General features: G+C 71.5%; 22 protein-coding genes and 2 pseudogenes. 12 read left to right on the forward strand and 12 right to left on the reverse strand.

Features of this window, described 5'->3' with window-relative positions; translation table 11 throughout:
- Positions 1–195: 195 nt before the first annotated feature.
- Both ABZZ74_RS32220 and ABZZ74_RS32225 read left to right on the forward strand, forming a co-directional pair.
- Entirely contained in the window at positions 196–666 is a 471-nt protein-coding gene (locus ABZZ74_RS32220; RefSeq protein ID WP_356770959.1) for a DUF5709 domain-containing protein, read from the forward strand.
- Positions 667–698: 32 nt separating this feature from the next.
- Positions 699–959, forward strand: coding sequence for a type B 50S ribosomal protein L31 (locus ABZZ74_RS32225; protein WP_133046901.1), 261 nt, complete (start codon positions 699–701; stop codon positions 957–959).
- 185 nt (positions 960–1,144) lie between these two features.
- Here ABZZ74_RS32225 and ABZZ74_RS32230 read toward each other — a convergent pair whose 3' ends face one another.
- Positions 1,145–1,939, reverse strand: coding sequence for a metal-dependent hydrolase (locus ABZZ74_RS32230; RefSeq protein ID WP_356770961.1), 795 nt, complete (start codon positions 1,937–1,939; stop codon positions 1,145–1,147).
- Positions 1,940–2,084: 145 nt separating this feature from the next.
- On the opposite strand from ABZZ74_RS32230, the gene ABZZ74_RS32235 reads away from it, so the two are divergent.
- Together ABZZ74_RS32235 and ABZZ74_RS32240 are read left to right on the forward strand one after the other, a co-directional pair.
- Entirely contained in the window at positions 2,085–4,598 is a 2,514-nt protein-coding gene (locus tag ABZZ74_RS32235) for a DUF3516 domain-containing protein (protein WP_356770963.1), read from the forward strand.
- Positions 4,599–4,617: 19 nt separating this feature from the next.
- Positions 4,618–5,484: an acyl-CoA thioesterase II gene (locus tag ABZZ74_RS32240; RefSeq protein ID WP_356770965.1), complete on the forward strand. Its 867-nt coding sequence runs from the start codon at positions 4,618–4,620 to the stop codon at positions 5,482–5,484.
- Position 5,485: 1 nt separating this feature from the next.
- Here the strand turns inward: ABZZ74_RS32240 and ABZZ74_RS32245 are convergent, their stop codons facing one another.
- Entirely contained in the window at positions 5,486–6,400 is a 915-nt protein-coding gene (locus ABZZ74_RS32245) for a DUF6397 family protein (protein ID WP_356770967.1), read from the reverse strand.
- Positions 6,401–6,523: 123 nt separating this feature from the next.
- Positions 6,524–6,937, reverse strand: coding sequence for a roadblock/LC7 domain-containing protein (locus ABZZ74_RS32250; protein ID WP_356770969.1), 414 nt, complete (start codon positions 6,935–6,937; stop codon positions 6,524–6,526).
- A 94-nt stretch (positions 6,938–7,031) separates the two neighbouring features.
- On the opposite strand from ABZZ74_RS32250, the gene ABZZ74_RS32255 reads away from it, so the two are divergent.
- Positions 7,032–7,460: a PPOX class F420-dependent oxidoreductase gene (locus tag ABZZ74_RS32255; protein WP_356770971.1), complete on the forward strand. Its 429-nt coding sequence runs from the start codon at positions 7,032–7,034 to the stop codon at positions 7,458–7,460.
- Between the two features lie 7 nt (positions 7,461–7,467).
- Here the strand turns inward: ABZZ74_RS32255 and ABZZ74_RS32260 are convergent, their stop codons facing one another.
- The 5 genes from ABZZ74_RS32260 to ABZZ74_RS32280 form a co-directional block, all read right to left on the reverse strand.
- The gene (locus tag ABZZ74_RS32260) at positions 7,468–8,073 is read right to left on the reverse strand and encodes an ATP/GTP-binding protein (protein WP_133046908.1); all 606 of its coding nucleotides are present in this window, start codon (positions 8,071–8,073) and stop codon (positions 7,468–7,470) included.
- Positions 8,074–8,258: 185 nt separating this feature from the next.
- On the reverse strand, positions 8,259–8,675 hold the full coding sequence (locus tag ABZZ74_RS32265) for a DUF742 domain-containing protein (RefSeq protein ID WP_356770973.1): 417 nt from the start codon (positions 8,673–8,675) through the stop codon (positions 8,259–8,261).
- Positions 8,676–8,697: 22 nt separating this feature from the next.
- A complete protein-coding gene (locus ABZZ74_RS32270) occupies positions 8,698–9,141 on the reverse strand; it encodes a roadblock/LC7 domain-containing protein (RefSeq protein WP_356771068.1) in 444 nt (147 codons plus the stop codon).
- A 26-nt stretch (positions 9,142–9,167) separates the two neighbouring features.
- Entirely contained in the window at positions 9,168–11,690 is a 2,523-nt protein-coding gene (locus tag ABZZ74_RS32275) for a nitrate- and nitrite sensing domain-containing protein (protein WP_356770975.1), read from the reverse strand.
- 54 nt (positions 11,691–11,744) lie between these two features.
- Positions 11,745–12,518 (reverse strand): MHYT domain-containing protein, encoded by a 774-nt coding sequence (locus ABZZ74_RS32280; protein ID WP_356770977.1) that lies wholly within the window; start codon positions 12,516–12,518, stop codon positions 11,745–11,747.
- A 152-nt stretch (positions 12,519–12,670) separates the two neighbouring features.
- Here ABZZ74_RS32280 and ABZZ74_RS32285 point away from each other — a divergent pair, with 152 nt between their 5' ends.
- A complete protein-coding gene (locus ABZZ74_RS32285) occupies positions 12,671–13,270 on the forward strand; it encodes a class I SAM-dependent methyltransferase (protein ID WP_356770979.1) in 600 nt (199 codons plus the stop codon).
- 3 nt (positions 13,271–13,273) lie between these two features.
- Here the strand turns inward: ABZZ74_RS32285 and ABZZ74_RS32290 are convergent.
- A pseudogene (locus ABZZ74_RS32290) lies at positions 13,274–13,838 on the reverse strand (alpha/beta fold hydrolase).
- On the opposite strand from ABZZ74_RS32290, the pseudogene ABZZ74_RS32295 reads away from it, so the two are divergent.
- Positions 13,725–14,035: pseudogene (locus ABZZ74_RS32295) on the forward strand (PadR family transcriptional regulator); the annotation flags it as partial. The pseudogenes ABZZ74_RS32290 and ABZZ74_RS32295 sit on opposite strands and share 114 nt — an antisense overlap.
- Here ABZZ74_RS32295 and ABZZ74_RS32300 read toward each other — a convergent pair.
- Positions 14,024–14,920, reverse strand: a complete 897-nt coding sequence (locus tag ABZZ74_RS32300) for an oxygenase MpaB family protein (RefSeq protein ID WP_356770981.1) — start codon at positions 14,918–14,920, stop codon at positions 14,024–14,026. The pseudogene ABZZ74_RS32295 and the gene ABZZ74_RS32300 sit on opposite strands and share 12 nt — an antisense overlap.
- A gap of 99 nt (positions 14,921–15,019) precedes the next feature.
- Between ABZZ74_RS32300 and ABZZ74_RS32305 the strand changes: the two genes are divergently transcribed.
- The 3 genes from ABZZ74_RS32305 (at position 15,020) to ABZZ74_RS32315 (ending at position 17,919) form a co-directional block, all read left to right on the forward strand.
- Positions 15,020–15,316, forward strand: coding sequence for a hypothetical protein (locus ABZZ74_RS32305; protein WP_356770983.1), 297 nt, complete (start codon positions 15,020–15,022; stop codon positions 15,314–15,316).
- 136 nt (positions 15,317–15,452) lie between these two features.
- Positions 15,453–16,355 carry a hypothetical protein gene (locus tag ABZZ74_RS32310; RefSeq protein ID WP_356770985.1) on the forward strand — a complete coding sequence of 301 codons (903 nt, stop codon included), beginning with the start codon at positions 15,453–15,455 and terminating at the stop codon, positions 16,353–16,355.
- Positions 16,356–16,527: 172 nt separating this feature from the next.
- On the forward strand, positions 16,528–17,919 hold the full coding sequence (locus ABZZ74_RS32315) for a tannase/feruloyl esterase family alpha/beta hydrolase (RefSeq protein WP_356770987.1): 1,392 nt from the start codon (positions 16,528–16,530) through the stop codon (positions 17,917–17,919).
- Between the two features lie 4 nt (positions 17,920–17,923).
- Here the strand turns inward: ABZZ74_RS32315 and ABZZ74_RS32320 are convergent, their stop codons facing one another.
- Positions 17,924–18,106, reverse strand: a complete 183-nt coding sequence (locus tag ABZZ74_RS32320) for a hypothetical protein (RefSeq protein WP_133046917.1) — start codon at positions 18,104–18,106, stop codon at positions 17,924–17,926.
- A 135-nt stretch (positions 18,107–18,241) separates the two neighbouring features.
- The gene (locus tag ABZZ74_RS32325; RefSeq protein WP_356770989.1) at positions 18,242–19,291 is read right to left on the reverse strand and encodes an acyl-CoA desaturase; all 1,050 of its coding nucleotides are present in this window, start codon (positions 19,289–19,291) and stop codon (positions 18,242–18,244) included.
- A 249-nt stretch (positions 19,292–19,540) separates the two neighbouring features.
- Between ABZZ74_RS32325 and ABZZ74_RS32330 the strand changes: the two genes are divergently transcribed.
- Positions 19,541–22,396 carry an SNF2-related protein gene (locus tag ABZZ74_RS32330; protein WP_356770991.1) on the forward strand — a complete coding sequence of 952 codons (2,856 nt, stop codon included), beginning with the start codon at positions 19,541–19,543 and terminating at the stop codon, positions 22,394–22,396.
- Positions 22,393–23,643: an SWF or SNF family helicase gene (locus ABZZ74_RS32335; RefSeq protein ID WP_356770993.1), complete on the forward strand. Its 1,251-nt coding sequence runs from the start codon at positions 22,393–22,395 to the stop codon at positions 23,641–23,643. Before ABZZ74_RS32330 ends, ABZZ74_RS32335 begins: the two co-directional genes overlap by 4 nt.
- Positions 23,644–23,729: the final 86 nt, after the last annotated feature.

Here is a 23,729-nt window from a genome sequence, read left to right on the forward strand (position 1 = left end):
GGCCTTCCTCCCGGTCCCGGTGCCTCCTCGCCCCGTGCCGTTGCGCGGTGCCGAACGGGGGTGGAAGTCTGGATATCGGCACCGGCTCGGGGAGTGCCCGGGGACCATGGACGCGTCCCCGGCACAGCCTGTGCTCCGCGCCCGGTGGCGACACCCGGCGTGGTGAGGGCCGGTCCCCACCACCTGGAGGTACCCGTGAACAGCGCCGACGGATGGGGAGACGACGTCTACCAGCCCGACGGAGACGACCAGCGTGAGGACACGGGGCTGCTCGACTCCGAGGACACCCTGGAGTACGACGGTGTGGGCGACCCCCTCGACCGTGGCTGGTCCCCTCCGGAGCGGCCCTGGGCCGTGGAGCACCTCGGTGTGACGGCCGCCGAACGGCGGGTCGGGGAGTCGCTGGACCAGCGGCTCGCCGAGGAACTGCCCGACCTCACCAACAGCGAGGGCGACGGTCTGGGCGACTGCGACGGCACCGACGGGGAACTCCTGGACAACGAGGTCGGCGCGGTTCGCTCCGGCCGGCTCGTGGCCCCCGACGAGGGCGCGCACGAGGACGAGGAGAGCGCGCTGGTCGCCACCGACGTGGGCATCGACGGCGCGGCGGCCTCCGCCGAGGAAGCCGCCATGCACATCGTCGACGAGGACGCGCGGTCCGGCTGATCCACCTTTACCGCAGACGGCAAGGAGCAGGCATGCAGCAGGACAAGCACCCCGACTACCACCCCGTCGTCTTCCGCGACCGCGCCGCCGGCTACGCCTTCCTCACCCGGTCCACCGCGAGCAGCGACCAGACCATCGAGTGGGACGACGGCGAGACCTACCCGGTGGTGGACGTGGAGATCTCCTCGGAGAGCCACCCCTTCTACACCGGCAAGGCCCGCACCGTGGACTCGGAGGGCCGCATCGCCCAGTTCGAACGCCGCTACGGCTCGGGCGCGGGCCAGGGGACCTGAGCGGGCGCGAGCTGCTGGGGAACGGCCGCCTGGGCGAAGGGCACCTGGCAGGAGGCCGCCTGGGAGGAGGGCTTCTCCTCCATCCCGCTCGCCGTGATCGGCCGCCCGCTGCCCGGGGTGTCCCCGGCCCAGCAGTGCAGGGGCTGACCGGGCCGGCCGGGGTGGGGCCGGCTTTCGGGGCCCGCTCAGATGAAGTTCAGCGCCGCCGCGCAGCCCACCCCGCCCAGCAGCATGAACACCGGCATCAGCACCTTCAGCTCGACCCAGCTGCCCGCCCGGAACCGCATGAACCTGGGCGGGCCCACGGGGTACCAGCGCTTGCGGCCCACCGGGATCGGCCACAGGATCGGGCAGCCGGAGACGGTCAGCGCGTCGCCGATGTCGTGCACTATCGCCCCCAGCACGATCGGCAGCCCCAGCCACAGGTACTGCTGGCCCGGCTGCGTGAACAGCCAGTCCGAGCCGTTGCCCGGCTTGTCGAGTATCCCGGCGAGGATCCAGGCGCTGGTCGCCGCCAGGAGCCACACCAGGACATCGCTGCTGGAGCCGCGGGCCGCCCGCCAGAGCAGGCCCTCGATGGCCAGCACCATGTGGACGAAGAGGATGGCGAGGACCGCCCAACGGCCACCCGTCACGGCCGCGGCCGCCGTACCCGCACCGATCAGGACCGCCCACAGCCAGGTGTGGGTGAGCGTGCGGTGGCCGCCGGACCGGCGCGGGTCGCCCTGCTTCCTCGTCGCCTTGTAGACGGCGTAGGAGAGCTTGTCGACGATCTCGCACAGCCCGCGCGAGAGCGGACCGAACGCCCTGGAGATGGTGGCTGCCTTGTGGTCGAGGTCCGGGGCGAGGGCCGCTCCGGCGCAGATCAAGGCACCGACCAGGAGGACCGGCCAGGGCATCGAGTGTCCCGCAGCGGCGGCCGCGGCACCGACGCCGAGCCAGGCCGCGGCCCCCGACAGTGAGTGTGCTGGTCCCATCATGGCCGTTCCCCGCCCCATTCCTCGTGTGCCGCTGTCCAGTTGACCGGGTGCGCTGACGCTCCGTCGGCGACACAGCGTACTGGTCGTGATCTTCGACCTCGCATCCGATTCCCCTATGGAGGAGGACGCCAGGCAAGATGGGTCCGTGACACTCATCGATCAGCTTCCTTCGACCGCCGACCCCGACGCCCTCTACGAAGCCTTCGACTCGTGGGCCCAGGAGCGCGGTCTGACGCTCTACCCCCACCAGGAGGAGGCGCTGATCGAGGTGGTCTCCGGCGCGAACGTGATCGTGTCGACACCCACCGGCTCCGGCAAGAGCATGATCGCGGCGGGCGCCCACTTCGCCGCGCTGGCCCGCGACGAGGTCACTTTCTACACGGCGCCGATCAAGGCGCTGGTCTCGGAGAAGTTCTTCGAGCTGTGCAAGATGTTCGGCACCGAGAACGTGGGCATGCTGACCGGCGACGCGTCCGTCAACGCCGACGCACCCGTCATCTGCTGCACCGCCGAGGTGCTGGCGTCGATCGCGCTGCGCGACGGCAAGGACGCGGACGTCGGCCAGGTCGTCATGGACGAGTTCCACTTCTACGCGGAGGGCGACCGCGGCTGGGCCTGGCAGATCCCGATCCTGGAACTCCCGCAGGCGCAGTTCATCCTGATGTCGGCGACGCTCGGCGACGTGTCCTTCTTCGAAAAGGACCTCACGCGCCGCACCGGCCGCCCCACGTCGGTGGTCCGCTCGGCCACCCGCCCGGTGCCCCTCTCCTACGAGTACCGGCTCACCCCGCTCACCGAGACGCTCACCGACCTGCTGGAGACCAGGCAGGCACCGGTCTACATCGTGCACTTCACGCAGGCCCAGGCCGTGGAGCGGGCGCAGGCGCTGATGAGCATCAACATGTGCTCGAAGGAGGAGAAGGAGCAGATCGCCGAGCTGATCGGCAACTTCCGCTTCACCACCAAGTTCGGCCGCAACCTCTCCCGCTACGTCCGGCACGGCATCGGCGTCCACCACGCCGGCATGCTGCCCAAGTACCGGCGACTGGTGGAGAAGCTCGCCCAGGCCGGCCTGCTGAAGGTCATCTGCGGTACCGACACCCTCGGCGTGGGCGTCAACGTCCCCATCCGCACCGTGCTGTTCACGGCGCTGACCAAGTACGACGGCAACCGAGTGCGCACGCTGCGGGCGCGCGAGTTCCACCAGATCGCGGGCCGGGCCGGGCGGGCCGGCTTCGACACGGCGGGCTTCGTCGTCGCGCAGGCGCCCGAGCACGTCATCGAGAACGAGAAGGCCCTCGCGAAGGCGGGCGACGACCCGAAGAAGCGTCGCAAGGTCGTGCGCAAGAAGGCGCCGGAGGGCTTCGTCGGGTGGACGGAGAACACCTTCGAGAAGCTCATCGCCTCCGAGCCGGAGCCGCTGACCTCTCGGTTCCGGGTGACGCACACGATGCTGCTGTCGGTGATCGCCCGCCCGGGCAACGCCTTCGAGGCGATGCGGCATCTGCTGGAGGACAACCACGAGCCGCGCAAGCAGCAGCTGCGGCACATCCGCCGGGCCATCGCGATCTACCGCTCGCTGCTGGACGGCGGCATCGTCGAGAAGCTCGACACGCCGGACGCCAGCGGCCGCATCGTCCGTCTCACCGTGGACCTTCAGCAGGACTTCGCGCTCAACCAGCCGCTGTCCACCTTCGCGCTCGCCGCTTTCGAACTCCTCGACCCCGAGTCGCCGTCCTACGCCCTGGACATGGTCTCCGTCGTCGAGTCGACGCTGGACGATCCCCGGCAGATCCTCGTCGCCCAGCTGAACAAGGCGAAGGGCGAGGCCGTGGCCGCGATGAAGGCGGACGGCGTCGAGTACGAGGAGCGCATGGAACGTCTCCAGGACATCAGCTACCCCAAGCCCCTGGAGGAACTGCTCTTCCACGCGTACGACACGTACCGCAAGAGCCATCCGTGGGTCGGCGACCATCCGCTCTCGCCCAAGTCCGTCATCCGCGACATGTACGAACGGGCGATGTCCTTCACGGAGTTGGTGTCCTTCTACGAACTGGCCCGCACCGAGGGCATCGTGCTGCGCTACCTCGCCAGCGCCTACAAGGCCCTCGACCACAACATCCCCGACGACCTGAAGTCCGAGGACCTGCAGGACCTCATCGAGTGGCTCGGCGAGATGGTCCGCCAGGTCGACTCCAGCCTGCTGGACGAGTGGGAGCAGCTGGCGAACCCGGAGGAGATGACCGCCGAGGAGGCCCAGGAGAAGGCGGACGAGGTCAAGCCCGTCACCGCCAACGCGCGTGCCTTCCGCGTCCTGGTCCGCAACGCCCTGTTCCGCCGCGTCGAGCTCGCCGCCCTGGACCAGGTGGAGGAGCTGGGCGAGTTGGACACCGACTCCGGCTGGGACGCGGATGCATGGGGCGAGGCGATGGACAAGTACTGGGACGAGTACGACGACCTCGGCACCGGCCCCGACGCCCGCGGCCCCAAGCTGCTGGTGATCCAGGAGGAGCCGCAGAACGGTCTCTGGCGGGTCCGGCAGATCTTCGACGACCCGAACGACGACCACGACTGGGGCATCAGCGCGGAGATCGACCTCGCGGCCTCCGACGCGGAGGGCCGTGCGGTCGTCCGTGTCACCGACGTCGGACAGCTGTGAGCCAAGGAGCGACGCACCCATGACGAACCCGGCCGAGAGACTGGTCGACCTGCTCGACCTGGAGCAGATCGAGGTCAACATCTTCCGTGGCCTGAGCCCCCACGAGTCCCTGCAACGGGTCTTCGGCGGCCAGGTGGCGGGCCAGGCGCTGGTCGCCGCCGCCCGCACCACGGACGGCGACCGCCCCGTGCACTCGCTGCACGCGTACTTCCTGCGCCCGGGCCGGCCGGGCGTGCCGATCGTGTACCAGGTCGAGCGGGTCCGGGATGGCAGGTCGTTCACCACGCGCCGGGTCACCGCCGTGCAGCAGGGCCGCACGATCTTCAATCTCACCGCCTCCTTTCACAAGCCTGAGGAAGGTCCCTTCGAGCACCAGTTGCCGCCGGCCCGCAAGGTCCCGGACCCGGAGTCCCTGCCGACGGTCGTGCAGGAGATCCAGGAGCATCACGGCGCGCTGCCGGAGCAGCTGGAGCGCATGGCGCGCCGCCAGCCCTTCGACATTCGCTACGTGGACCGTCTGCGCTGGACCCCGGAGGAGATCAAGGACGCCGAGCCGCGCAGTGCCGTCTGGATGCGCGCGGTCGGACCGCTGGGCGACGACCCGGTCGTGCACACCTGCGCGCTGACCTACGCCAGCGACATGACCCTGCTGGACGCCGTGCGCATCCCGGTCCAGCCCCTGTGGGGTCCGCGGAGCTTCGACATCGCGTCGCTGGACCACGCCATGTGGTTCCACCGGCCGTTCCGCGCGGACGAGTGGTTCCTGTACGACCAGGAGTCGCCGATCATGACGGGCGGCCGGGGCCTGGCCCGTGGGCGGATCTACGACCTGGAGGGACGCCTGCTGGTGTCCGTGGTCCAGGAGGGCCTGTTCCGGCCGCTGTAGGTCAGGAGTTTCTGCGGCGCAGCCAGCCGAGCAGCCCCCGGGAGTGCTCGCCGGCGTCGACGGCGGGCGGGGCCTGCTCCGCCGCCGCTGGTACTGGGTGCATCCGTTCCTCCCGCGTCTGGGGAGCCGGCCGCGGCCGCGGCGCCGGGTGCTGTGTGCGGGCGATGTCCAGTGCGTGCGCGAGGTCGGCGCGGAACCAGCCGATCTCGTCCGGTTCGTCGGCCTTCAGGATCCGCTCGGCGAGCTGTGCGGAGGGTGAGTTGGGGGCGCCGTAGGACACGGGCTTGGGCAGGAACCGGCTCAAGTGGGCGTGCTCGTACGGGTCCTTGACGATGTCCGCGACCTGGACGGGGTCGAGCATCGAGGCGACGGCCGCCGCCTTGGCCCAGGGATGGCCCGCGGCCTGCCGGGTCAGGAACCCGAGCCGGCGACCGCGCCAGTTGCGCGGTCGCGCGTCCATGCCCTGCTCCAGCTTCTGGCGCAGATCGGCAGGCGTACGGCCGCTCAGGAGGGGCGTGTTGTCCTCGTCGGCCGCGAACTGCCGTAGCTCGTCGGTCAGATAGAGCCAGACCACGGCCCGATAGCGGTTGAGATAGAACCGCACCGGCACGATCATGCCCAGCCGGGCGAGCCGGGTGAACCTGCCGGAGGAGACCTCCAGCAGAGCGGCGCCCGCCGTGGTGCCGACGACCTCGACGCGTTTCAGCAGTGTCTCGGGAAAACCGTCCTCGCCGCGCAGCCGGTCGATCTCGGCGCGGGTGACGCGCCGTCCGCCCCCGCCCTCGTCGGGGACGGTACGGACGAGTCCGAGATCGGCCGCGAGGTCGAACTCACCTCGTTTCAGCCCCAGTTCCCGCGCGGCGCGGCTGGGCGTGTACGCCCCGGCGGTCGATGGTGTGACGATGTTGCCCGACATGATCTCTCCCCCGTGGAGTAGGTGGCCGCCGCCGTTCGTGCGGCCTCGGAAAAACCGTAGCCGCTGGGGCGGATCTCGTGGCCGACCTGTGGATAACTCCACGGAGGAGGGAGAACCAGCAGGTCAGGCCTCTGGGAATGGAGATCGGTCGGGCTGTCGGGCCTCCACGTCGAGGTGTTCGCCGACGCGGTTGACAAGCAGGGTCATCTCGTAGGCGATCTGTCCGATGTCGGCCTCCGCGGCGCTGAGGACGCACAGACAGCTGCCGGTGCCGGCGGCGGTGACGAACAGCACCGCGTCGTCGAACTCGACCATCGTCTGGCGTACTCTGCCCGCGCCGAAGTGGCGTCCCGAGCCCTTGGCCAGGCTGTGCAGCCCGGACGAGACGGCGGCGAGATGCTCGGCGTCCTCCCGCCGCAGTCCCGTGCTCGCTCCCGTCACCAGCCCGTCGTTGGACAGGACCAGCGCATGCCGCACATGTTCGACGCGCTCGGTCAGGTCGTCCAGCAGCCAGCCAAGTGTCTGGTTCTGCGCCATGTTCCGGATCTCCCCGTGTGACGACTCCCCCTGGCCGGAGGATCTCCCGTCAGCCTTCCCCACCATTGCGCCCGCGGGCAAGGAGGATAGGGGCATGGCACAGAAGATGACCGATGAGGAATGGCGGGCGTTCGTCTCGGACGGCACCCGCACCGCGAAACTGTCGACCGTCCGGGCCGACGGGAGTCCGCACGTGACGCCCATCTGGTTCGTCCTGGACGGCGACGACCTGGTGTTCAACACCGCCAAGACCAGCGTGAAGGGGCGGAACCTGGCCCGTGACGGGCGGGCGGCGCTGTGTGTGGACGCCGACCGGCCGCCGTACGACTTCGTCGTGCTGCAAGGGCGCGCCCACATCTCGGAGGACCTCGAGCAGGTGCGGTACTGGGCCACCCGCATCGGCGCCCGGTACATGGGCGAGGACCGGGCCGAGGAGTTCGGGACGCGCAACGGCGTGCCGGGCGAACTCCTCGTGCGCGTCACGATCGACAAGGTCCTGGCGGAGAAGGCCGTCGCGAGCTGACGTCCGGTCAGCCGACCGAGTCCAGCAGCCGGGCGGTGTGCATCCGCCCGGCGTACTCGACGAGCCGGATCAGCACCTCCTTCCCGGAGTCGCGGTCCCGGGCGTCGCAGAGCACCACCGGTGTCCCCTGGTCGAGGTCGAGGGCGCGTGAGACGTCCTGTGCGTTGTAACGGCGGGCCCCGGAGAAGCAGTTGACGGCCACCACGAACGGGATGTGCCGGTGCTCGAAGTAGTCCACGGCAGGGAAGCAGTCCTCGAGGCGCCGGGTGTCGGCGAGGACCACGGCACCGAGGGCACCCTGTGACAGCTCGTCCCACAGGAACCAGAAGCGGTCCTGGCCCGGGGTGCCGAAGAGGTAGAGCGACAGGCCGGAACGGATGGTGATGCGGCCGAAGTCCATGGCGACGGTGGTCGTGACCTTCTGGTCCACGCCGTCGGTGTCGTCCACCCACTGCCCGGCCTCGCTGAGCAGCTCCTCCGTGCGCAGCGGCCGGATCTCGCTGACCGCACCCACCAGGGTGGTCTTGCCCACGCCGAATCCGCCGGCGACCAGTATCTTCAGCGCCAGCGCGGCCGTCTCGCCGCCGTCGGCGTCGGAGTGCTCGGAGACCATGGATCACTTCTCTCGGGAGTGCCGGCAACGGTCGGCATCGGTCGAAATCAGCATCATGACAACTGCGTCCCTTCTCCGTGGGATTGGACCGCTTTTTGCCCGATGCGACCGACCGATACCTGTTCGGTGTCCGGGTGGGTGCACAAGTCGGGACCGTCCGTGCCCGGGTGGTTGTGAACTGTCGTCTACAGCGCGCGCAGCCCCGCGATCACCTCGCGCAGAATCCGTTCGTCGGGAAGCTGGGCGGGCGGTACCGGGCGGCTGACGGTGACGCAGCCGAGTTCGAGCAGGTCGCCCAGAAGCACCCGGACCACGCCGACGGGCAGATCGGCTCCCGCGGCGAGTTCGGCGACCGACTGGGTCTCGGTGCGGCACAGGTCGAGCAGGGCCCGGTGCTCCGGACCGAGCCCGCCCGCCTCGTCTGGGCCGGGCGCGCCGGCGTCCAGGGTGACCAGGGCGATCAGGTCGAAGCGGACCCCCGTGGGGCCCGGCCTGGTGCGTCCGCCGGTCATGGCGTACGGCCGTACGAGAGGCCCGGCCTCGCCGTCGTACCACTGGCTGCCCGGCTGCTGCTGCCCGGCGCCGGTCCTGTCGTCGCTCATGTCGCGCGGACCGCCTCTCGCGTCAACCGGCGGCGGGAGGCCGCGCGGCGATGCGCGGCGCCGTGTACAGGTGCTCGCCGACCCGTTTGACCAACCGGGCCATCTCGTAGGCGACCAGTCCGATGTCGGCGGTCACGGCGGTGAGCACGGCGAGGCAGGAGCCGTCGCCTGCCGCGGCCACGAACAGGAAGCCGTCGTCCATCTCCACCATGGTCTGGCGCACCCCGCCCGCGCCGAAGTGGCGTCCTGCCCCCTTGGCCAGGCTGTGGAAGCCTGAGGCGACCGCGGCGAGGTGTTCGGCGTCCTCGCGGCGCAGATCGGTGGACGCGCCCACGGCGAGTCCGTCGTTGGACAGGACCACCGCGTGCCGCACCTCGGTCACGCGTAGCACCAGGTCGTCCAGCAGCCAGTCGAGTTCGCCGGACTTTCCCCACTCACGACTTCGCTCGAGCGGGGGGACCCCCATGTCTGCCCTCGTGTTCGGGTCCTGGATCATGCGCGATCTCCTTCGCTGCTGTCGCTGCGCGCTGTGTGGTCGGGTGTGGCACCGCGGCCGGGCTGCCTGCCGCCGCCGCGCGCCCAGCCGTCGCGGTAGGCCGCCATGCGGTCGCGCACGACGTCGGGGGTGCGCTGGTCCTCGTGGCGGGAGCCGGAGTTCTGGGTGGCCGGTTTCTCGGTGCTTCGCTCGCGCAGTTGGGGGGCGAGGCTGGCCTGGCGTACCCGGCGGGGCAGGTCGTCGGTGTCCTCGGCGTCGTCCTGGGGTCGGTGCAGGCGCAAGGTGGTGACTCCGGGAGGTGGGGGTTCGGCCGCCCTGTCCGCCGCGGCCGCTGCGGGGGCCGCGAGCGCGGGCCGCTCGGCCAGGGCCGGTACGGACTCCTGCCGTTCGGCGCCGGGTACGCGCGCGTACTCGCGTTCCTGGGGGCGTTCCGCCTCGGCGGCGGCCCTGCGGGGGGAACGTTCCGCCGCGCCGCCGTGCAGAAGGGCGGTGGGCAGCAGGACGACCGCGGTGGTACCACCGTAGGGGGAGGTGCGCAGGTGCACCTTGATGCCGTGGCGGGCGGCGAGCCGGCTGACCACGAACAGGCCGAGCCGGTCGCTGTCGAAGAGGTCGAGTGCCTCGGACTGTTCGATGCGGCGGTTGGCCTCGGCGAGGGTCTCGCCGCCCATGCCCAGCCCCCGGTCCTCGACCTCGACGACGTAGCCGTTGCCGACGGGTTCGCCGGTGACGCGCACGCGCGTGTGGGGCGGCGAGAACTGGGCTGCGTTCTCGACGAGTTCGGCGAGCAGGTGGGTGAGGTCGGCGACGGCCGCGCCGATGACGGCCGCCTCGGGGAGCTGGCGTACCTCCACGCGCGCGTAGTCCTCGACCTCGGACACGGCCGCGCGCACCACGTTGGTCAGGGAGACCGGCATGCGCCAGGCCCGGCCGGGTGCGGCGCCGGAGAGGATGATCAGGCTCTCGGCGTGGCGCCGCATCCGGGTGGTGAGGTGGTCGAGGCGGAACAGGTCGCTGAGTTCATTGGGGTCGTCGGAGCGGCGCTCCATGCTGTCCAGGAGGCTGAGCTGGCGGTGGACGAGGATCTGGCTGCGGCGGGCGAGGTTGACGAACACCCCGGAGATGCCACTGGCGAGCTCCGCGCGTTCGATGGCGGCCCGCAGGGCGGCGCGGTGCACGGTGCCGAGCGCTTCGGCGACCTGTCCGGTCTCGTCCTCGGCGGGTGGTCCCGGCGGTGCCTCGGCCTCGACGTCGATCTCTTCGCCGGCCCGCAGCTTGCGCATCGCCTCGGGCAGGTTGCGGCGGGCGATCTCGAGGGCGCTGTTGCGGAGGCTGACCAGTTCGACGACGAGACCGCGGCCGATGCGTACGGAGATGACGAGGGAGGCGGCCACGGCTGCGAGGCCGAAGAGGACGGCGGCGCCGGCCGGGGTGAGCAGTCCGCGCGTGAACGGGTCGGCGCGCTCGGCGACTCCGTGTCCCGCGTCGGCCTCGATGGTGCGCATGCCGTCCTGCACGCGCGTGTGTGCCTTGTCCCAGGTGTCCTCCGGTGCCATCGCCTGCAGCGGGCCCGGAGTGCCGTCGGCGATCCGGTCCTCCGCGTCGCCGAGGGCGGTGTAGGCGCTGTCGGAGGCGAGAGTGTGCCAGGCGTCGCGCTCGGAGCCGCTCAGGTCGGCGACGGCGGCCTCGGTGAGGGTGCGTCGGGTCTGCGCGGCACCGGTGAACAGGCGCAGCCGTTGCCCGCTCAGGCCCTCGGCAGGTCGCGCACCGGCGAGGACAGCGTCCTCCTGGGCCAGGGACTCGCCCGCGCGGGAGAACTCGAGCAGTACGCGCGCGTCGGAGCCGAGGTCGGCGTCCTGGATGCCGGTGAGCGCGCCGTCCACCGCGAAGGCCTCGGCGACGGTCCTGGTGTACTGGCGGTACGTTTCAGCCCAGTCGGCGCGGCGGTCGAGCACCTGGCTGCGCAGGGCACGCAGCTGCTCGGCGCCGGTGACGAAGGCCCGCAGCCGCCGGGCCACCCCGGGAGGCAGCTCGGTGCTGTCGGCGACGGTGTCGTCGTCGCCGAGGCGCAGCCTGGCCACGGCTTCGTCGGTGCGCTCGGTGAGTTTCTTGTAGTCGCCGCTCTGCCCCGCGGACGGGGCGGTGGCGTATCCCACGGCGGCCGTTCGTTCGGCCTGCAGCGCGGCGACGGCCGTGCCGACGGGTGAGCGGATCTCGGTGTCGACGCGTTGCAACTGACGCAGCCGGGAGACGTCCTGGGCGGTGGTGACGGTGGCGTAGGCCCACAGGGCGAGCAGCGAGACGACCGGCACCATCAGCAGGCAGACGATCTTGGCGCGGACGGTGCGGGGGCGTATTCGCCAGTGCCCCGCGCGCGTGGGCGGATCCTGCGGCACCGCGCCGAGGGGTTCCTCCGTGCTTTCGTCGGCCGGCGGTCCCGCGTGGGCGCGACGGCCGCGCACGGGAGGCGAGGGCGGCGCCTCGGCGCCGGTGGTGGGGCTCCTACGGGGTGTACGCATGGACTCCTCGCTCAGGAGTGGTTCGTGGGCGTGCCGTCGGCGCCGGATCCGGCGCTAGCCGGGGACGCTCTCGACCGGCCGTTGCGCCGAGGCGGAGGCCTCGCGCTCCCCCGTCGTCGGTGACAGCGCGACGAAGGCAGAGGTCAGGAACAGGTAGGACCCGAGGCCGACGGCGAGGGGGAAGATGAACTGCATCACCGTGGCCCCGGGCAGGGGTTGGCTCGAGGGGGTGACCCGGACACTCACCGCGAACATCCCGGTGTAGTGCATGCTGCTCACGGCGGCGCCCATGATCAGGGAGGCGACGGTGACGGCGACGGGCGACTTGATGTTGAGTGCCGCCCACAGGGCCGCGGTCGCCGCGACGACGGCGATCAGCACGGAGAGGCCGACGAGGGCCGGGTCGTAGCTGACGTGTCCGTGCAGCCGTACCGCCGCCATGCCCAGGTAGTGCATGCTCGCGACGCCGAGTCCGGTGGTGAGTCCGCCGAGGAACAGCGCCCGGTTGCGGTCCCGGCTGTAGCCGACGGCGAAGACACCGGCGCACACGACCAGGACGGCGACGAGCAGGCTCGCGATGGTGAGCGGCACGTCGTAGCGGATGTCGGTGCCGCTCACGCCGAAACCGAGCATGGCCACGAAGTGCATGGTCCAGATGCCGGTGCCGATCGCGGATGCGGCGGTGATCAGCCAGTTGCGGCGCGAGCGGCCGGTGGCGCCGAGGGCGCGGACGGTGCAGCGCAGTCCGAGCGCGGCGCCTATGCAGGCCATCACGTACGACAGCACGGGGGTCAGCCAGCCGAAGGTGGCGTGGTCCAGGTGTCCCATGGCCCCGGGACGGTAGCCCCCTCACGGGTGCACAAAGGGGGCGCATTTCGAAAGGTGTTGGAATATGACGCAGAGAGGTATCTGAACGACCGCGTCGCGCTCGAACGTGTGCGCAGCGGCGTCATCCCTGTCGGTGCGGGATCATGCGGAACATGAGCGAGGACCACACACACGTCCAGGAGTTCTTCGGTAGCCGTGCCGCCGGCTGGGACAGCAGGTTCCCCGACGACGGTCCCGCCTACGCGGCGGCGGTGGCCGAGCTCGGACTGCGCGAGGGCGAGCGGGTGCTCGACGCGGGCTGCGGCACCGGAAGGGCACTGACGCCGCTGCGTGCCGCCGTGGGCGCCTCGGGGGTGGTCGTAGGAGCCGATCTGACACCGGAGATGCTCCAGGCCGCCGTACGGGCCGGCAGGGACCGCGACGGGCGGCTGCTGCTCGCCGACGTGGCCGCGCTGCCGCTCCGGTCGGCCTCGCTGGACGCGGTGTTCGCCGCGGGGCTGATCGCGCACCTTCCTCAACCGGGTGAGACTCTGCGGGAGTTGCGGCGGGTGACGCGTCCCGGCGGCACGCTCGCGCTGTTCCATCCCATCGGCCGCGCCGCGCTCGCGGCCCGCCAGGGCCGGCAGATCACCCCGGACGACCTGCGCGCGGAGCCCAACCTCGGCCCTCTGCTGGCCGGTTCGGGCTGGCGGATGACCTCGTACGTCGACCAGGACAGCCGCTTCCTCGCGCTGGCCGTGCGCGTGGACTGACCGTCACAACCGGCCCGCGACCACCGCCACGAAGGCGTCGGGGTTGACGAACATGAGGTTGTGACCGGCGCCCGGCACGGTCACCACGCGAATCACGGGAGTTGATACGTGCCGCAGGGCGACGGCCGTGCGGTGCAGGGCACGCGGGTCGGCCAGGCGCATGGTGGCCGCCCCTTGCGGACTCAGCTTCTCCAGCACGCGTGCGTGAGCGCCGTCGGCGGGAAGGCGTCGAGGTTGGCCTCGCTGAGGACGAGCCGGGAGACCAGCTCCGGCCGCCGGTGCGCCAGCACGATGGCGACGGCGCCGCCCATGCTGGGGGCGACGAGTTCGGCTCGCCGACGCCCGCGGCGTCCAGGGCGGCGACCAGCGCGTCGGCGTGGTTGTCCAGCGTGTATCCGAAATGGGCCGGGCGGTCGCTGATGCCGTGCCCGGAAAGGTCGGCGGCTGTCTGCGACGGCAAGAACTGCGTCGACGCCTCGCCGAGCCGGACCAGCGCGACCTCACCGACGAGAACCCGTGGTTCACCATGCTCGCCGTCCTGCGCCACCTCGACGACGCCCCCGCACAGTCGGCGTACTGCGCCGTCGGCTGGCCCTCCTGGAGGAGCCGGCGAGCTTCTTCTACGACGGTGACTGGCCGCTGCGCGCCGAGGAGCTGCCCGATTCCTTCCGGCGTGGCCTGCTGACCATCGCCCGGGCCATCTCGCGGGCCATCTCGCGGGCCGAGCTCAGCCGGCTGCGGGACACCATCGCCTCACTCGGCGGATGCCCCCTCCTGGCGCCGCACCGGGCACCCTCCGAGGCCCGGAACGGGGCGCGTGCCCAACCGGCCCAGCTCGTAGCCGTTCGGGTAGCCCCTGACCTCCCGGTTCTGGCGCGCGTAGTGGGGTGCCCTGCGCGGCGGCAGCAGCCGGACGAGGCGGCCACGCGCGCGTACCGCACGACGTACGCACGCGCGCGTAACGGCGCCCGGAGGCGGGTAGCGGAAGGCCCGCACGAGGTGGTCGTCGAGCAGGGATAGCGTGACGGTGCGCAGGACGGGTGCCAGGGGACGCGGGTACCAGGAGGCCATCAGGGCCAGCGTGGCGTCCGAGACACGGCGCGCGTTCTCGTCCCAGGCGAAGTGGGCCTCCTCGTAGGCGTCGAGACAGGCCTCGAACTCCTCGTAGGACCCGGGGATTTCCTTGATGCCCATGTGCCGCCCCAGGGTGCGGTAGTGCTCGGCGGCGGCCACGGTCTCGTGCCGCGAAAGCCGGCGCCAGCCGTACGCGTCGATCCACCGCTTGGGCATGACGACGAAGGTGCACAGGACGTAGCGCATGTCGTCGTCGCCGATGTCGTAGGCGCGGTGCATCTGGTTGATCCTGCGGATGGCGGTGCGGCCCTTTTCGCCGGCGAAGCCGTGCTCGACGACCGCGTCCAGCAGCAGCGTGGTGTCGTCGTACCGCTTCTGCGAGCGCTCCGTCAGCTCCGCCGTCTCCGCCAGGAGGCGCCCGATGCTGGGTACCGCGTAGGTGCGGTAGAGGGCCAGTTCGAGGGAGCGGGTGAAGTCCCACGGGAACTCGTAGGCCGCGCTGAGCCGGTAGATCTCGGAGGCGTCCCGGTACGGATCCAGGCTCCGGATCTGTTCGAGCCGTTCGAAGCGGTTCACCGGGCCGTCCCCCTTCTGCCGCCGGAGCTCCAACTCTACGTTGAATGGCAGGAGATGGACGATCAGCGAGGGCAACCACGCAGGGGGAAGGTGGTCAGCATGTTGGGCAGGGTGCGCAAGTCCTGTGCCAGATTCCTCACCGCGGTGCGGGCGGAGATGAACCACGGCCGGGACAAACGTACACACAATCTTTTCGAAGCGGCCGCCGCGTACGTCTCGGCGTGCGCGGAGGACGACCAGGACCGCATCGACGAGGCGGCCGGCTGGGTGTCGCCGGAGGCACTGTCCTTCGGGGTCAACGAGCTGGCGTGCAGGGCCGTCATCGCGCTGGCGCGGGAGCGCGACGAGTCGCCGCGGACCGTGGCGCGTACGCTGCTGGGGCTTCCGGCGGCCTGACGCGCCCGGCGACGGATGGTCGATTCGCCCCGTCCAGCCGGAAAACAGCAGCTCCGGGTGGGCTTGCCAGTCGTGACAAGGAGCTTCCACGCGCATTAGGGTGCGCGCCGTTGGACGAACCGATGGGGAGGCTGGGATGGCCGGGACGGACGAGGACGCCGTCGCCGCCGCGGACGAGGCGCTCTATGTGCTCACGGCGGTACTGCTGACGCCGGCGAAGTTTCCGAGCGTGCTGGGCGACGACTATCCGGAGGCCTGCGCGGCGCTCGGCCTCGCGCCGCTCGCCGACGGATACGGCCTGGTGTTGGGCCAGGACGGGGACGGCGCCCGGTGGACGGTCGTCGTCGACGACGTCTCCCTGGTCGCCGTCGCCATCGCGTCCTGGGACTGCGGCATGGAGTACGACCTGTCGCCCGACGAACGCTCGGTCGTCGCCGCTCTGCCGGGCTGGCCCCTGGCGGTCGCCGTAGCGGCTCCCGGCGTGCCCGCACCGCATGATCCGGATCCCGAGACCGCGGACGGTCCGCCGCTGTCGCCGCCGGACACGGCGACCTGGGGCCCCGCTCAGCGGCGCCTGGGCGCGGACGAGATCGCGCTGCAATGGGCCCTGTGGCGGGAGCAGATCGACGACGCCGACTTCGCCCCCCGCCCGGATTCGGCCGCGGCCGGGACGGCGGAGGAGACGGGGACCGCTGCCGGCTCCACGGGCGGCGAGAAGGCGGCGGATAGCGGCACGGCCGCCCGGGGCGAGGACAACGAGAAGGGCAAGGGCCACAGCGGCATCCGTCGTGTGCTCGCCGAGGCACGCGCGTACGTGGACTCGCCGCCGCCGCTCGGGCGGGTCCGGTCGTCCTTCGCCTCGGGCGACGCACGCACCCTGCGGGCCGACGGTCCCGGCTGGTCGCTGGTGGCCAGGACCGACGACATCGCTTTCGTGCTGCTGGATGCGGAGCCCGGCGAGGTGCTGCCGGTGGGCCGTGGGCCGGAACTGCCCGGACTCCTCGAAGCGCTCGACAAGATGGCTGTCCGCCCGAGTTGATCCCAACCGCACCACGATTCAACGCCCGTCTGTTTCCAGCACCCATGTCGCGGCTCCGTTCCGTGTGCTCCCACCCCATGGATGCCGCACGGCACGGATCGCAGCATGAGGCAGCCACAGGCGCCCGGCCCTGTCGGGACGCCCTTCCTCCCGTGCTGCCCTGGAGGCCGTCATGCGTCCGTCCCGTGCCGTTCCACTCGGCGCCGCCACACTGGTGGCGGCGGCCCTGACCTGGCCGCCTCCCGCCACGGCCACGGCCGTCGGTGACGGGCACTGCGCCCGGCAGGAGCGCGTCCAGGTGCCCGGTGCGGCCTTCCAGCGCGGCGCATGTCTGCCGGACCTCACGACGACCGGGCTCGCCGGCACGCGATACACCGACATGGCGGACCAGGCGGGACTGACGGCCAAGGGCACCATCACCCCCTCCGGGGTGCCCGGGACACAGATCGACGGCTACTTCCCGGACTCCTCGCACTTCAACACCACCCACGGCTGGCATCACGACGCGCAGTTCGTGATCCGGCTGCCGGACCACTGGAACGGCGGCCTCGTGGTCACGGGCGCCCCGGGCACCCGCCGGCAGTACGCGACGGACACGGCGATCTCCGACCAGGTGATCGCCCGGGGATACGCGTACGCGGCCACCGACAAGGGCAACAGTGGTGTCGACTTCTATCGCGACGGCACCCGGCCCGGCGACGCCGTCGCCGAATGGAACGCGCGCACTACCCAGCTCACCCGGGCGGCCAGGCGTGCGGTGGCCCAGCGCTACGGGCACGCCCCGCGCCGCACATACATCACCGGCATCTCCAACGGCGGCTATCTCACCCGCTGGCAGCTGGAGCACCATCCGGAGCTGTACGACGGCGGTGTGGACTGGGAGGGCGCCCTGTGGACCGCCGACGGTCCGAACCTGCTGACCTCGCTGCCCACCGCGGTGGCGCGGATGCTGGGCTCGGCGCGGGACGAGGACATGTACGCGGTGGGCTTCGCGCGCGGCTCGGAGTTCCTGTGGCCCTACCACGAGAACGCCTACTGGGGGGTCACCCAGAAGATCTATCGCGCCGAGTTCGACCCGGCCTACGACCCCGGCTGCCCCGGTCCGTCCGCCGGTGGCACGGCCGAGCAGATCCTGGCCCCCTGCCCGAGCGACGCCCGCTACGCCTACACCTCTCGCCCCGCCGCCGTCCGTCGTGCCGTGGCCAGGGTGGCGCTGACCGGGCGCATCGGCAGGCCGTTGATCACGCTGCACGGGGACCTGGACGCCCTGTTGCCCAAGGCCGCCGACTCGGACGTGTACGCGCGCATGGTCGACGCGCGGGGGCGGGGCGCACTGCACCGCTCCTACACGATCGAGGGCGGCACGCATGTCGACGGGCTGTACGACACCTATCCGGACCGGCTGCGGCCGATCCTGCCGTGTTACCGGTCGGCGTTCGACGCGCTGGTCTCCTGGGTGGAGGAGGGCGTGCGGCCGCCCGCCGACCACACCGTCGCGCGGCCGGCGAGCGGCGATGTGGTCGACTCGTGCGCACTGGACGACCGGGACGCTCTCGCGCGGTAGTGCCTCAGCGACCGAGCTCCTTGCGGGTGACGCGGCGCAGCCTGCGCCGCTGGGAGGGGTCCAGGGTGAGGTAGGCGGCGGCCGGGACTCCCAGGACTATCAGGAGCGACACCCACCAGGGCAGCCAGAACAGCAGGATGATTCCGACCGCCACACCCCCCACGGCGATCTTCGCGTTCTTCGACATGTTACGTCGCCTCCTTCGCGGCCACTGCCGCTCTCTGTCCTGAAAACGGGCCCGCGCTTCCCGCGGTTCCGAGTCACGACCCTGAGACGTCCCTGAGCCGCGACCCCGAGTCGTCCCTGAGAGCCCCCACAGCGATCACGTCCTGAGGGGTTCCCCGACCTCGTGCAGGTGACGCAGGGCCTGCCGATAGGAGTCGACGAGCCCGGTCTCCGCATAGGGAATACCCAACTCCCGGCAGCGCGCCCGCACCAGAGGCCGGGCAAGGCGCAAATGGGGCCGGGGCATGCTGGGGAAGAGATGGTGCTCGATCTGGTAGTTGAGGCCACCGAGGAACCAGTCGGTCAGGAAGCCGCCGCGGACGTTGCGTGAGGTGAGCACCTGCCGACGCAGATGGCCCCAGCGCTCGCCGTCCGGGTCCGGCATCTCCATGCCCTTGTGATTGGGGGCGAAAGCCATCCCGAGGTGCAGGCCGAACAGCGCTTGGTGAAGGGCGGCGAACGCGAGTGCCTTGCCCGGGGACAGCGAGGTCAGCAGCAGTGTCGCGTACCCGGCGAGGTGCAGTGCGAGGAGGGCGCCTTCCACGGCGGCCCGGCCGGCGGGCTGCCTGCGCAGATACCGGAAGCCGTGCACCTTCAGAGCGACGCCTTCGAGAAGCGTGAGCGGGAAGAAGAGCCAGGCCTGGTTGCGGGTCAGCCAGCGCCGGAAGCCGGATCGGTCCCTGGCCTGCTCTCCGGTGAAGACGAGGACGTCGGCGAGGACGTCCGGGTCCTTGTCGATGTGGTTGGGGTTGGCGTGGTGGCGGTTGTGCTTGTCGTTCCACCACGCGTAGCTCATGCCCAGCAGTAGGTTGCCGTGGATCAGTCCGATCGCACGGGCGGCCCTTCTGTCGCCGGTGATCTGGTAATGGCCTGCGTCGTGGCCCACGAAGGCCGTGCGGGCGCAGAACAGGGCGAGCAGCGGGGCCAGCAGCAGCGACCACCAGGTGTCGCCGGCGAGGACGACGCCCGTGACGACTCCGGCCAGCGCCAGAGCGTTGACGGCGATGCCGAGCGCGTACCAGCCCAGGCGCCGTTCCAGAAGTCCCTGCTCCCTGACCGTGCGCAGGAGGGGTGCGAACTCGCTTCCGGTCGGCGCGTCCCGCGCCTTGCGCAGTGGTTCGGCGACGGCTGTGGTGGGCTCGGGCATGTCGGGTCTCCGGCTCCCTCGGCAACGGGCTGACCTGAGGAAACGTACGTAGAGGGCTGCTGCCAAGACCATGAGGCGGCCCCCCGGGTACGGACTGGGGGCAGCCCCTGTGGCGCAGGGGGGTTGACGACACCTCGGCATGCCGGGAGCGCGGTGGGCCGTCCCGTCGGCTCGTGTCGAAGGCCGGCCGAATGCTGTACCCTCGGCGGCGCCGAAAGCGGTAGTCAAATTTGAGGAGTACGGTCAGCTGTGCAGAGGAACCTCGCGGCAACACCGGCAGAGACTTCCGAACTGGCCCGCTGTTGTGCCGTGTTCGTGCCGGGCGATCCGGCCCGAAGCGGCACGGTGGCCTTCTGGAGGCCCGACGGCGGTGTCCCACCGCTCACGGCTGCTGGCTCCCTCGGAAACCTGACGGTCATCCGGCCCGGCGGCGAGGGCGTCGAACCGGCCGAGGTGCCCGCGCTCTCGCTGCCGGTGCGGGCGGCGCTGCCGGTCCTCACGCGTGCGCGTGCCCACGCAGACGGACACCGGGCACCGGTGTTCTGGGGCACGGCCGCCGTACTGGCCCTGCAGTTCCTGGCACGGGGGCTGCTGCTGCCCGGGCTGTCGCCCGGCGACCACGACGCCTGGCGCATCGGCCCCCTGTCCGTGGCTGACCTCGACCGTGTCCGGGAACTCGCCGCCGCCATGCCGCCGGAGGCACACGCCGTGCCGTTGGACGCCAGCGCTCCACCGCGGCTGCCCGCGCCGGAACAACTGCTGCGAGCCTTCCTGGACGCGGTGACCGACGCCCTGCCCCGCTCCCCCGCTGCCCCACTGGTGACCGGTGGCCCCGCGCACGCGGCCCAGGAACCGCAGCAGCTGCCCGAGCAGCGCGCCTGGGCCGCCGAGGTCGCCGCCGGGCACGACGCGGGCGTACGGCTCTCCCTGCGCGTCGAGGCGCCCGGGATCGCGGGATCGGCGGACGAGGACTGGGCGATCACGTTCCGGGCCGTGCTGCAGGTGCACAGCGTGAGTGACCCCCGGCTCGTCGCGGATGCCGCCGACATCTGGGACGACTCGCCGAACACGGCCGCCGGTTTCGGCCCTCACGCGCGGATGGACGCCCTTCTCGCGCTCCGCCGCGCTTGCAGGGCCTGGCCGCCGCTGACGCCACTCCTCGCGACCAGTGTGCCGGGCACCCTCGACCTCGCCGACGAGGACGTCAGCGAGCTCCTGGGCGTGGGCGCGCGAGCTCTCGCCGTGGTCGGTGTGGAGGTGCACTGGCCGAAGGAGTTCACCCGCGACCTGACGGCCCGCGCGGTGATCGGCCCGCCCGAGGACGCACCCAGGACCGGCTCCGACACTCCGTCGTTCCTGTCCATGGACGCCCTCCTCGCTTTCGACTGGTGGTTCGCACTGGGTGGAGACAGGCTCACCCGTGAGGAACTGGACCGGCTCGCCGAGGCCGACCGGCCCGTCGTACGGCTGCGCGACCGGTGGGTCCTGGTCGACCCTCAGGAGGTACGCCGGGCCCGTGCCCTGGAGGATCCCAAGATCACACCCGTCGACGCCCTGGGTGCCGCGCTGACGGGTTCCACCGAGGTCGACGGCCGCCGGGTCGACGTACAGCCCACGGGGTGGCTGGCCGCCCTGCGAGAGCGGCTGATGGCGCCGGAAGCGCAAGAGCCTGTCGACCAGCCCGCCGCGCTGACCGCGACACTGCGGGACTACCAACGGCGAGGCCTGAGCTGGCTGGCACGGATGACCTCCCTGGGGCTGGGCTGCTGCCTGGCCGACGACATGGGGCTCGGCAAGACGATCACGCTGATCGCGCTGCATCTGCACCGTCAGTCCGACACCGCCAACGCCGGGCCCACCCTCGTGGTGTGTCCGACGTCCTTGCTGGGCAACTGGCAGCGGGAGATCGAGAGGTTCGCGCCCGGGACGCGCGTGCGCCGCTTCCACGGTCCGCAGCGCGACCTCGACGCCCTGGAGGACGGGGAGTTCGTGCTCACCACCTACGGCACGATGCGCCTGGACGCGACCCGCCTCGCGGACGTGCCCTGGGACCTGGTGGTGGCCGACGAGGCGCAGCACGTGAAGAACCCGTACTCGGCGACCGCGCGGGAGCTGCGTTCCATCGGCGCACGCGCGCGCGTGGCGCTCACCGGCACCCCGGTGGAGAACAACCTGTCGGAGCTGTGGGCGATCCTCGACTGGACGACCCCGGGGCTGCTGGGCCGCCTCGGCACCTTCCGCACCCGGTACGCGCGGGCCGTCGAGGGCGGGCGTGATCCCGCCACCGCGCAGCGGCTCGCGCGGCTGGTACGGCCGTTCCTGCTGCGCCGCCGCAAGTCGGACCCGGGGATCGCGCCGGAACTCCCGCCGAAGACGGAGACCGACCGCGCGGTGTCGCTGACCCCCGAACAGGCCGCCCTCTACGAGGCGGTGGTGCGCGAGACGCTCGCGGAGATCTCCGGGGCCGGCGCCATGGCTCGGCGCGGACTGATCGTGAAGCTGCTGACGGGGCTGAAGCAGATCTGCAACCACCCGGCGCAGTTCCTCAAAGAGGAGCGGCCCAGGATCGCCGGCCGCTCCGGGAAGCTAGAACTGCTGGACGAACTGCTCGACACGATCCTCTCCGAGGGGGCGAGCGTTCTGGTCTTCACCCAGTACGTGCGCATGGCGCGGCTCCTCGAACGGCATCTGACGGCCCGTGGCATCACGGCGCAGTTCCTGCACGGGGGGACGCCGGTCGAGGAACGCGAGGCGATGGTGCGGCGTTTCCAGGACGGTGAAGTTCCGGTCTTCCTGCTGTCGTTGAAGGCGGCGGGCACCGGGCTGAACCTCACCCGAGCCGAGCACGTCGTGCACTACGACCGTTGGTGGAACCCCGCCGTCGAGGCCCAGGCCACCGACCGCGCCCACCGCCTCGGCCAGAGCCGCCCCGTACAGGTGCACCGACTGATCGCGGAGGGAACCGTCGAGGACCGCATCGCCGACATGCTCGCCCGCAAGCAGAAGCTGGCCGACGCGGTGCTGGGCTCGGGCGAGGTGGCCTTGACAGAGCTGACGGACGCGGAACTGGCCGACCTGGTGGAGCTGCGAGGGGGCACGCGATGAACGATCACCACGACGACGGGGCGCGTACGTTCGCCGCCCTTCCGCCCGCGCATGGGCGGGGTTTCGCGCAGACGTGGTGGGGCCATGCCTGGCTGAAGGCGCTGGAGGACACGGCCCTGGACGCCCGGCAGCTGAAAGCGGGGCGCCGGCTCGCCCGCACCGGTGCGGTGGGCGCGATGTCCGTGCGGCCGGGACGGGTCACGGCCGTGGTCAGGGGACGCGACGGTACGGCACACCGGGCGGATGTGCTGCTGGAGGAGCTGAACAGCGAGCAGTGGGACCGTTTTCTGGGCATGGCGGTCGAGCGGGCCGGGCACGTGGCCGCGCTGCTCGACCGTGAAATGCCGCCCCACCTGGTCGAGGACGCGGCGACGGCGGGCGTCGACCTGCTGCCCGGCCTCGGCGACCTGGAACCGGAGTGCGACTGCGGAGCCTGGGACCACTGCGCGCACACGGCGGCCCTCTGCTACCAGCTGGCGCGACTGCTGGACCAGGATCCCTTCGTCCTGCTGCTGATGCGCGGACGGGGCGAACAGGCCCTGCTGGAGGGCCTCCAGAGCCGCGAGGCACCGGTCGCGGGACCGGAGGGGGTGGACGCCGCCGAGGCGTACACCGCTGATGATCTCCTGCCCCCGCTGCCCGCCGTGGCGGACCTTCCCACCGAGCCCGGTATGCCCCCGTCCCTGGACACCGAGGCCCCGCCCGCACCCGGCGTGGATCCGGGCGCCGTCCGGTACCTGGCCGCCCGCACCGCCGTGGAAGCCCACCGGTTGCTGGCCGAGGCGCTCGCCCCTGAACCCGCCGACTGCCAAGCGGAGTTGACGTTGGCTCAGGACGCGGTACGCCTTGCCATGGGGACCCCGGAACAGCAGGTCATGGATCGCCTGGCGGCCGGATCGAGGCGGGACCGAGCGGGGTTGGCGCACGCCACGCGCGCGTGGAGCCTCGGCGGTGCGGCAGCGCTCGCCGTGTTGGAGGAGGAGTGGGCCGTGACGGGGGAAACGCTCGCACGCGCACGTGCCGCTCTGGAGTCGGCCTGGGACGACGGCGAGCAACCGTCGTTGCGGTCGAGCGGCAACCGCTGGACGGTGCTGGGCTCACCGGTCCAGCTGCGCCTGGGACGGGACGGCCAGTGGTGGCCGTACCGCAAGGAGCGCGGTCGCTGGGCACCGGCCGGCGGGCCGTCCCCGGATCCGGCGACAGCGCTGGCCTCTGTGGAGTCGACTCTCGAGGACGACGGCACCTGAGTGAGGCCTGTGTGCTCGGGCAGTGGACGCATGCCGTTCACCGTGACTTCGCGGCGCGTTCGCCCTTGCCGCCAAATCTGGCCGCT

The organism is Streptomyces sp. NPDC006476, from assembly GCF_040612015.1.
Lineage (GTDB): Bacteria > Actinomycetota > Actinomycetes > Streptomycetales > Streptomycetaceae > Streptomyces > Streptomyces griseorubiginosus_B.

Bases quoted from the DNA above. Each gene is read 5' to 3' on its own strand.
- ABZZ74_RS32255 (WP_356770971.1), top strand. From the start codon at position 7,032: ATGGCACAGAAGATGACCGATGAGGAATGGCGGGCGTTCGTCTCGGAC.
- ABZZ74_RS32320 (WP_133046917.1), bottom strand. From the start codon at position 18,106: ATGTCGAAGAACGCGAAGATCGCCGTGGGGGGTGTGGCGGTCGGAATC.
- ABZZ74_RS32275 (WP_356770975.1), bottom strand. From the start codon at position 11,690: ATGCGTACACCCCGTAGGAGCCCCACCACCGGCGCCGAGGCGCCGCCC.
- ABZZ74_RS32285 (WP_356770979.1), top strand. From the start codon at position 12,671: ATGAGCGAGGACCACACACACGTCCAGGAGTTCTTCGGTAGCCGTGCC.
- ABZZ74_RS32310 (WP_356770985.1), top strand. From the start codon at position 15,453: ATGGCCGGGACGGACGAGGACGCCGTCGCCGCCGCGGACGAGGCGCTC.
- ABZZ74_RS32335 (WP_356770993.1), top strand. From the start codon at position 22,393: ATGAACGATCACCACGACGACGGGGCGCGTACGTTCGCCGCCCTTCCG.
- ABZZ74_RS32265 (WP_356770973.1), bottom strand. From the start codon at position 8,675: ATGAGCGACGACAGGACCGGCGCCGGGCAGCAGCAGCCGGGCAGCCAG.
- ABZZ74_RS32245 (WP_356770967.1), bottom strand. From the start codon at position 6,400: ATGTCGGGCAACATCGTCACACCATCGACCGCCGGGGCGTACACGCCC.
- ABZZ74_RS32260 (WP_133046908.1), bottom strand. From the start codon at position 8,073: ATGGTCTCCGAGCACTCCGACGCCGACGGCGGCGAGACGGCCGCGCTG.
- ABZZ74_RS32280 (WP_356770977.1), bottom strand. From the start codon at position 12,518: ATGGGACACCTGGACCACGCCACCTTCGGCTGGCTGACCCCCGTGCTG.
- ABZZ74_RS32270 (WP_356771068.1), bottom strand. From the start codon at position 9,141: ATGGGGGTCCCCCCGCTCGAGCGAAGTCGTGAGTGGGGAAAGTCCGGC.
- ABZZ74_RS32250 (WP_356770969.1), bottom strand. From the start codon at position 6,937: ATGGCGCAGAACCAGACACTTGGCTGGCTGCTGGACGACCTGACCGAG.
- ABZZ74_RS32240 (WP_356770965.1), top strand. From the start codon at position 4,618: ATGACGAACCCGGCCGAGAGACTGGTCGACCTGCTCGACCTGGAGCAG.
- ABZZ74_RS32230 (WP_356770961.1), bottom strand. From the start codon at position 1,939: ATGATGGGACCAGCACACTCACTGTCGGGGGCCGCGGCCTGGCTCGGC.
- ABZZ74_RS32315 (WP_356770987.1), top strand. From the start codon at position 16,528: ATGCGTCCGTCCCGTGCCGTTCCACTCGGCGCCGCCACACTGGTGGCG.
- ABZZ74_RS32305 (WP_356770983.1), top strand. From the start codon at position 15,020: ATGTTGGGCAGGGTGCGCAAGTCCTGTGCCAGATTCCTCACCGCGGTG.
- ABZZ74_RS32225 (WP_133046901.1), top strand. From the start codon at position 699: ATGCAGCAGGACAAGCACCCCGACTACCACCCCGTCGTCTTCCGCGAC.
- ABZZ74_RS32325 (WP_356770989.1), bottom strand. From the start codon at position 19,291: ATGCCCGAGCCCACCACAGCCGTCGCCGAACCACTGCGCAAGGCGCGG.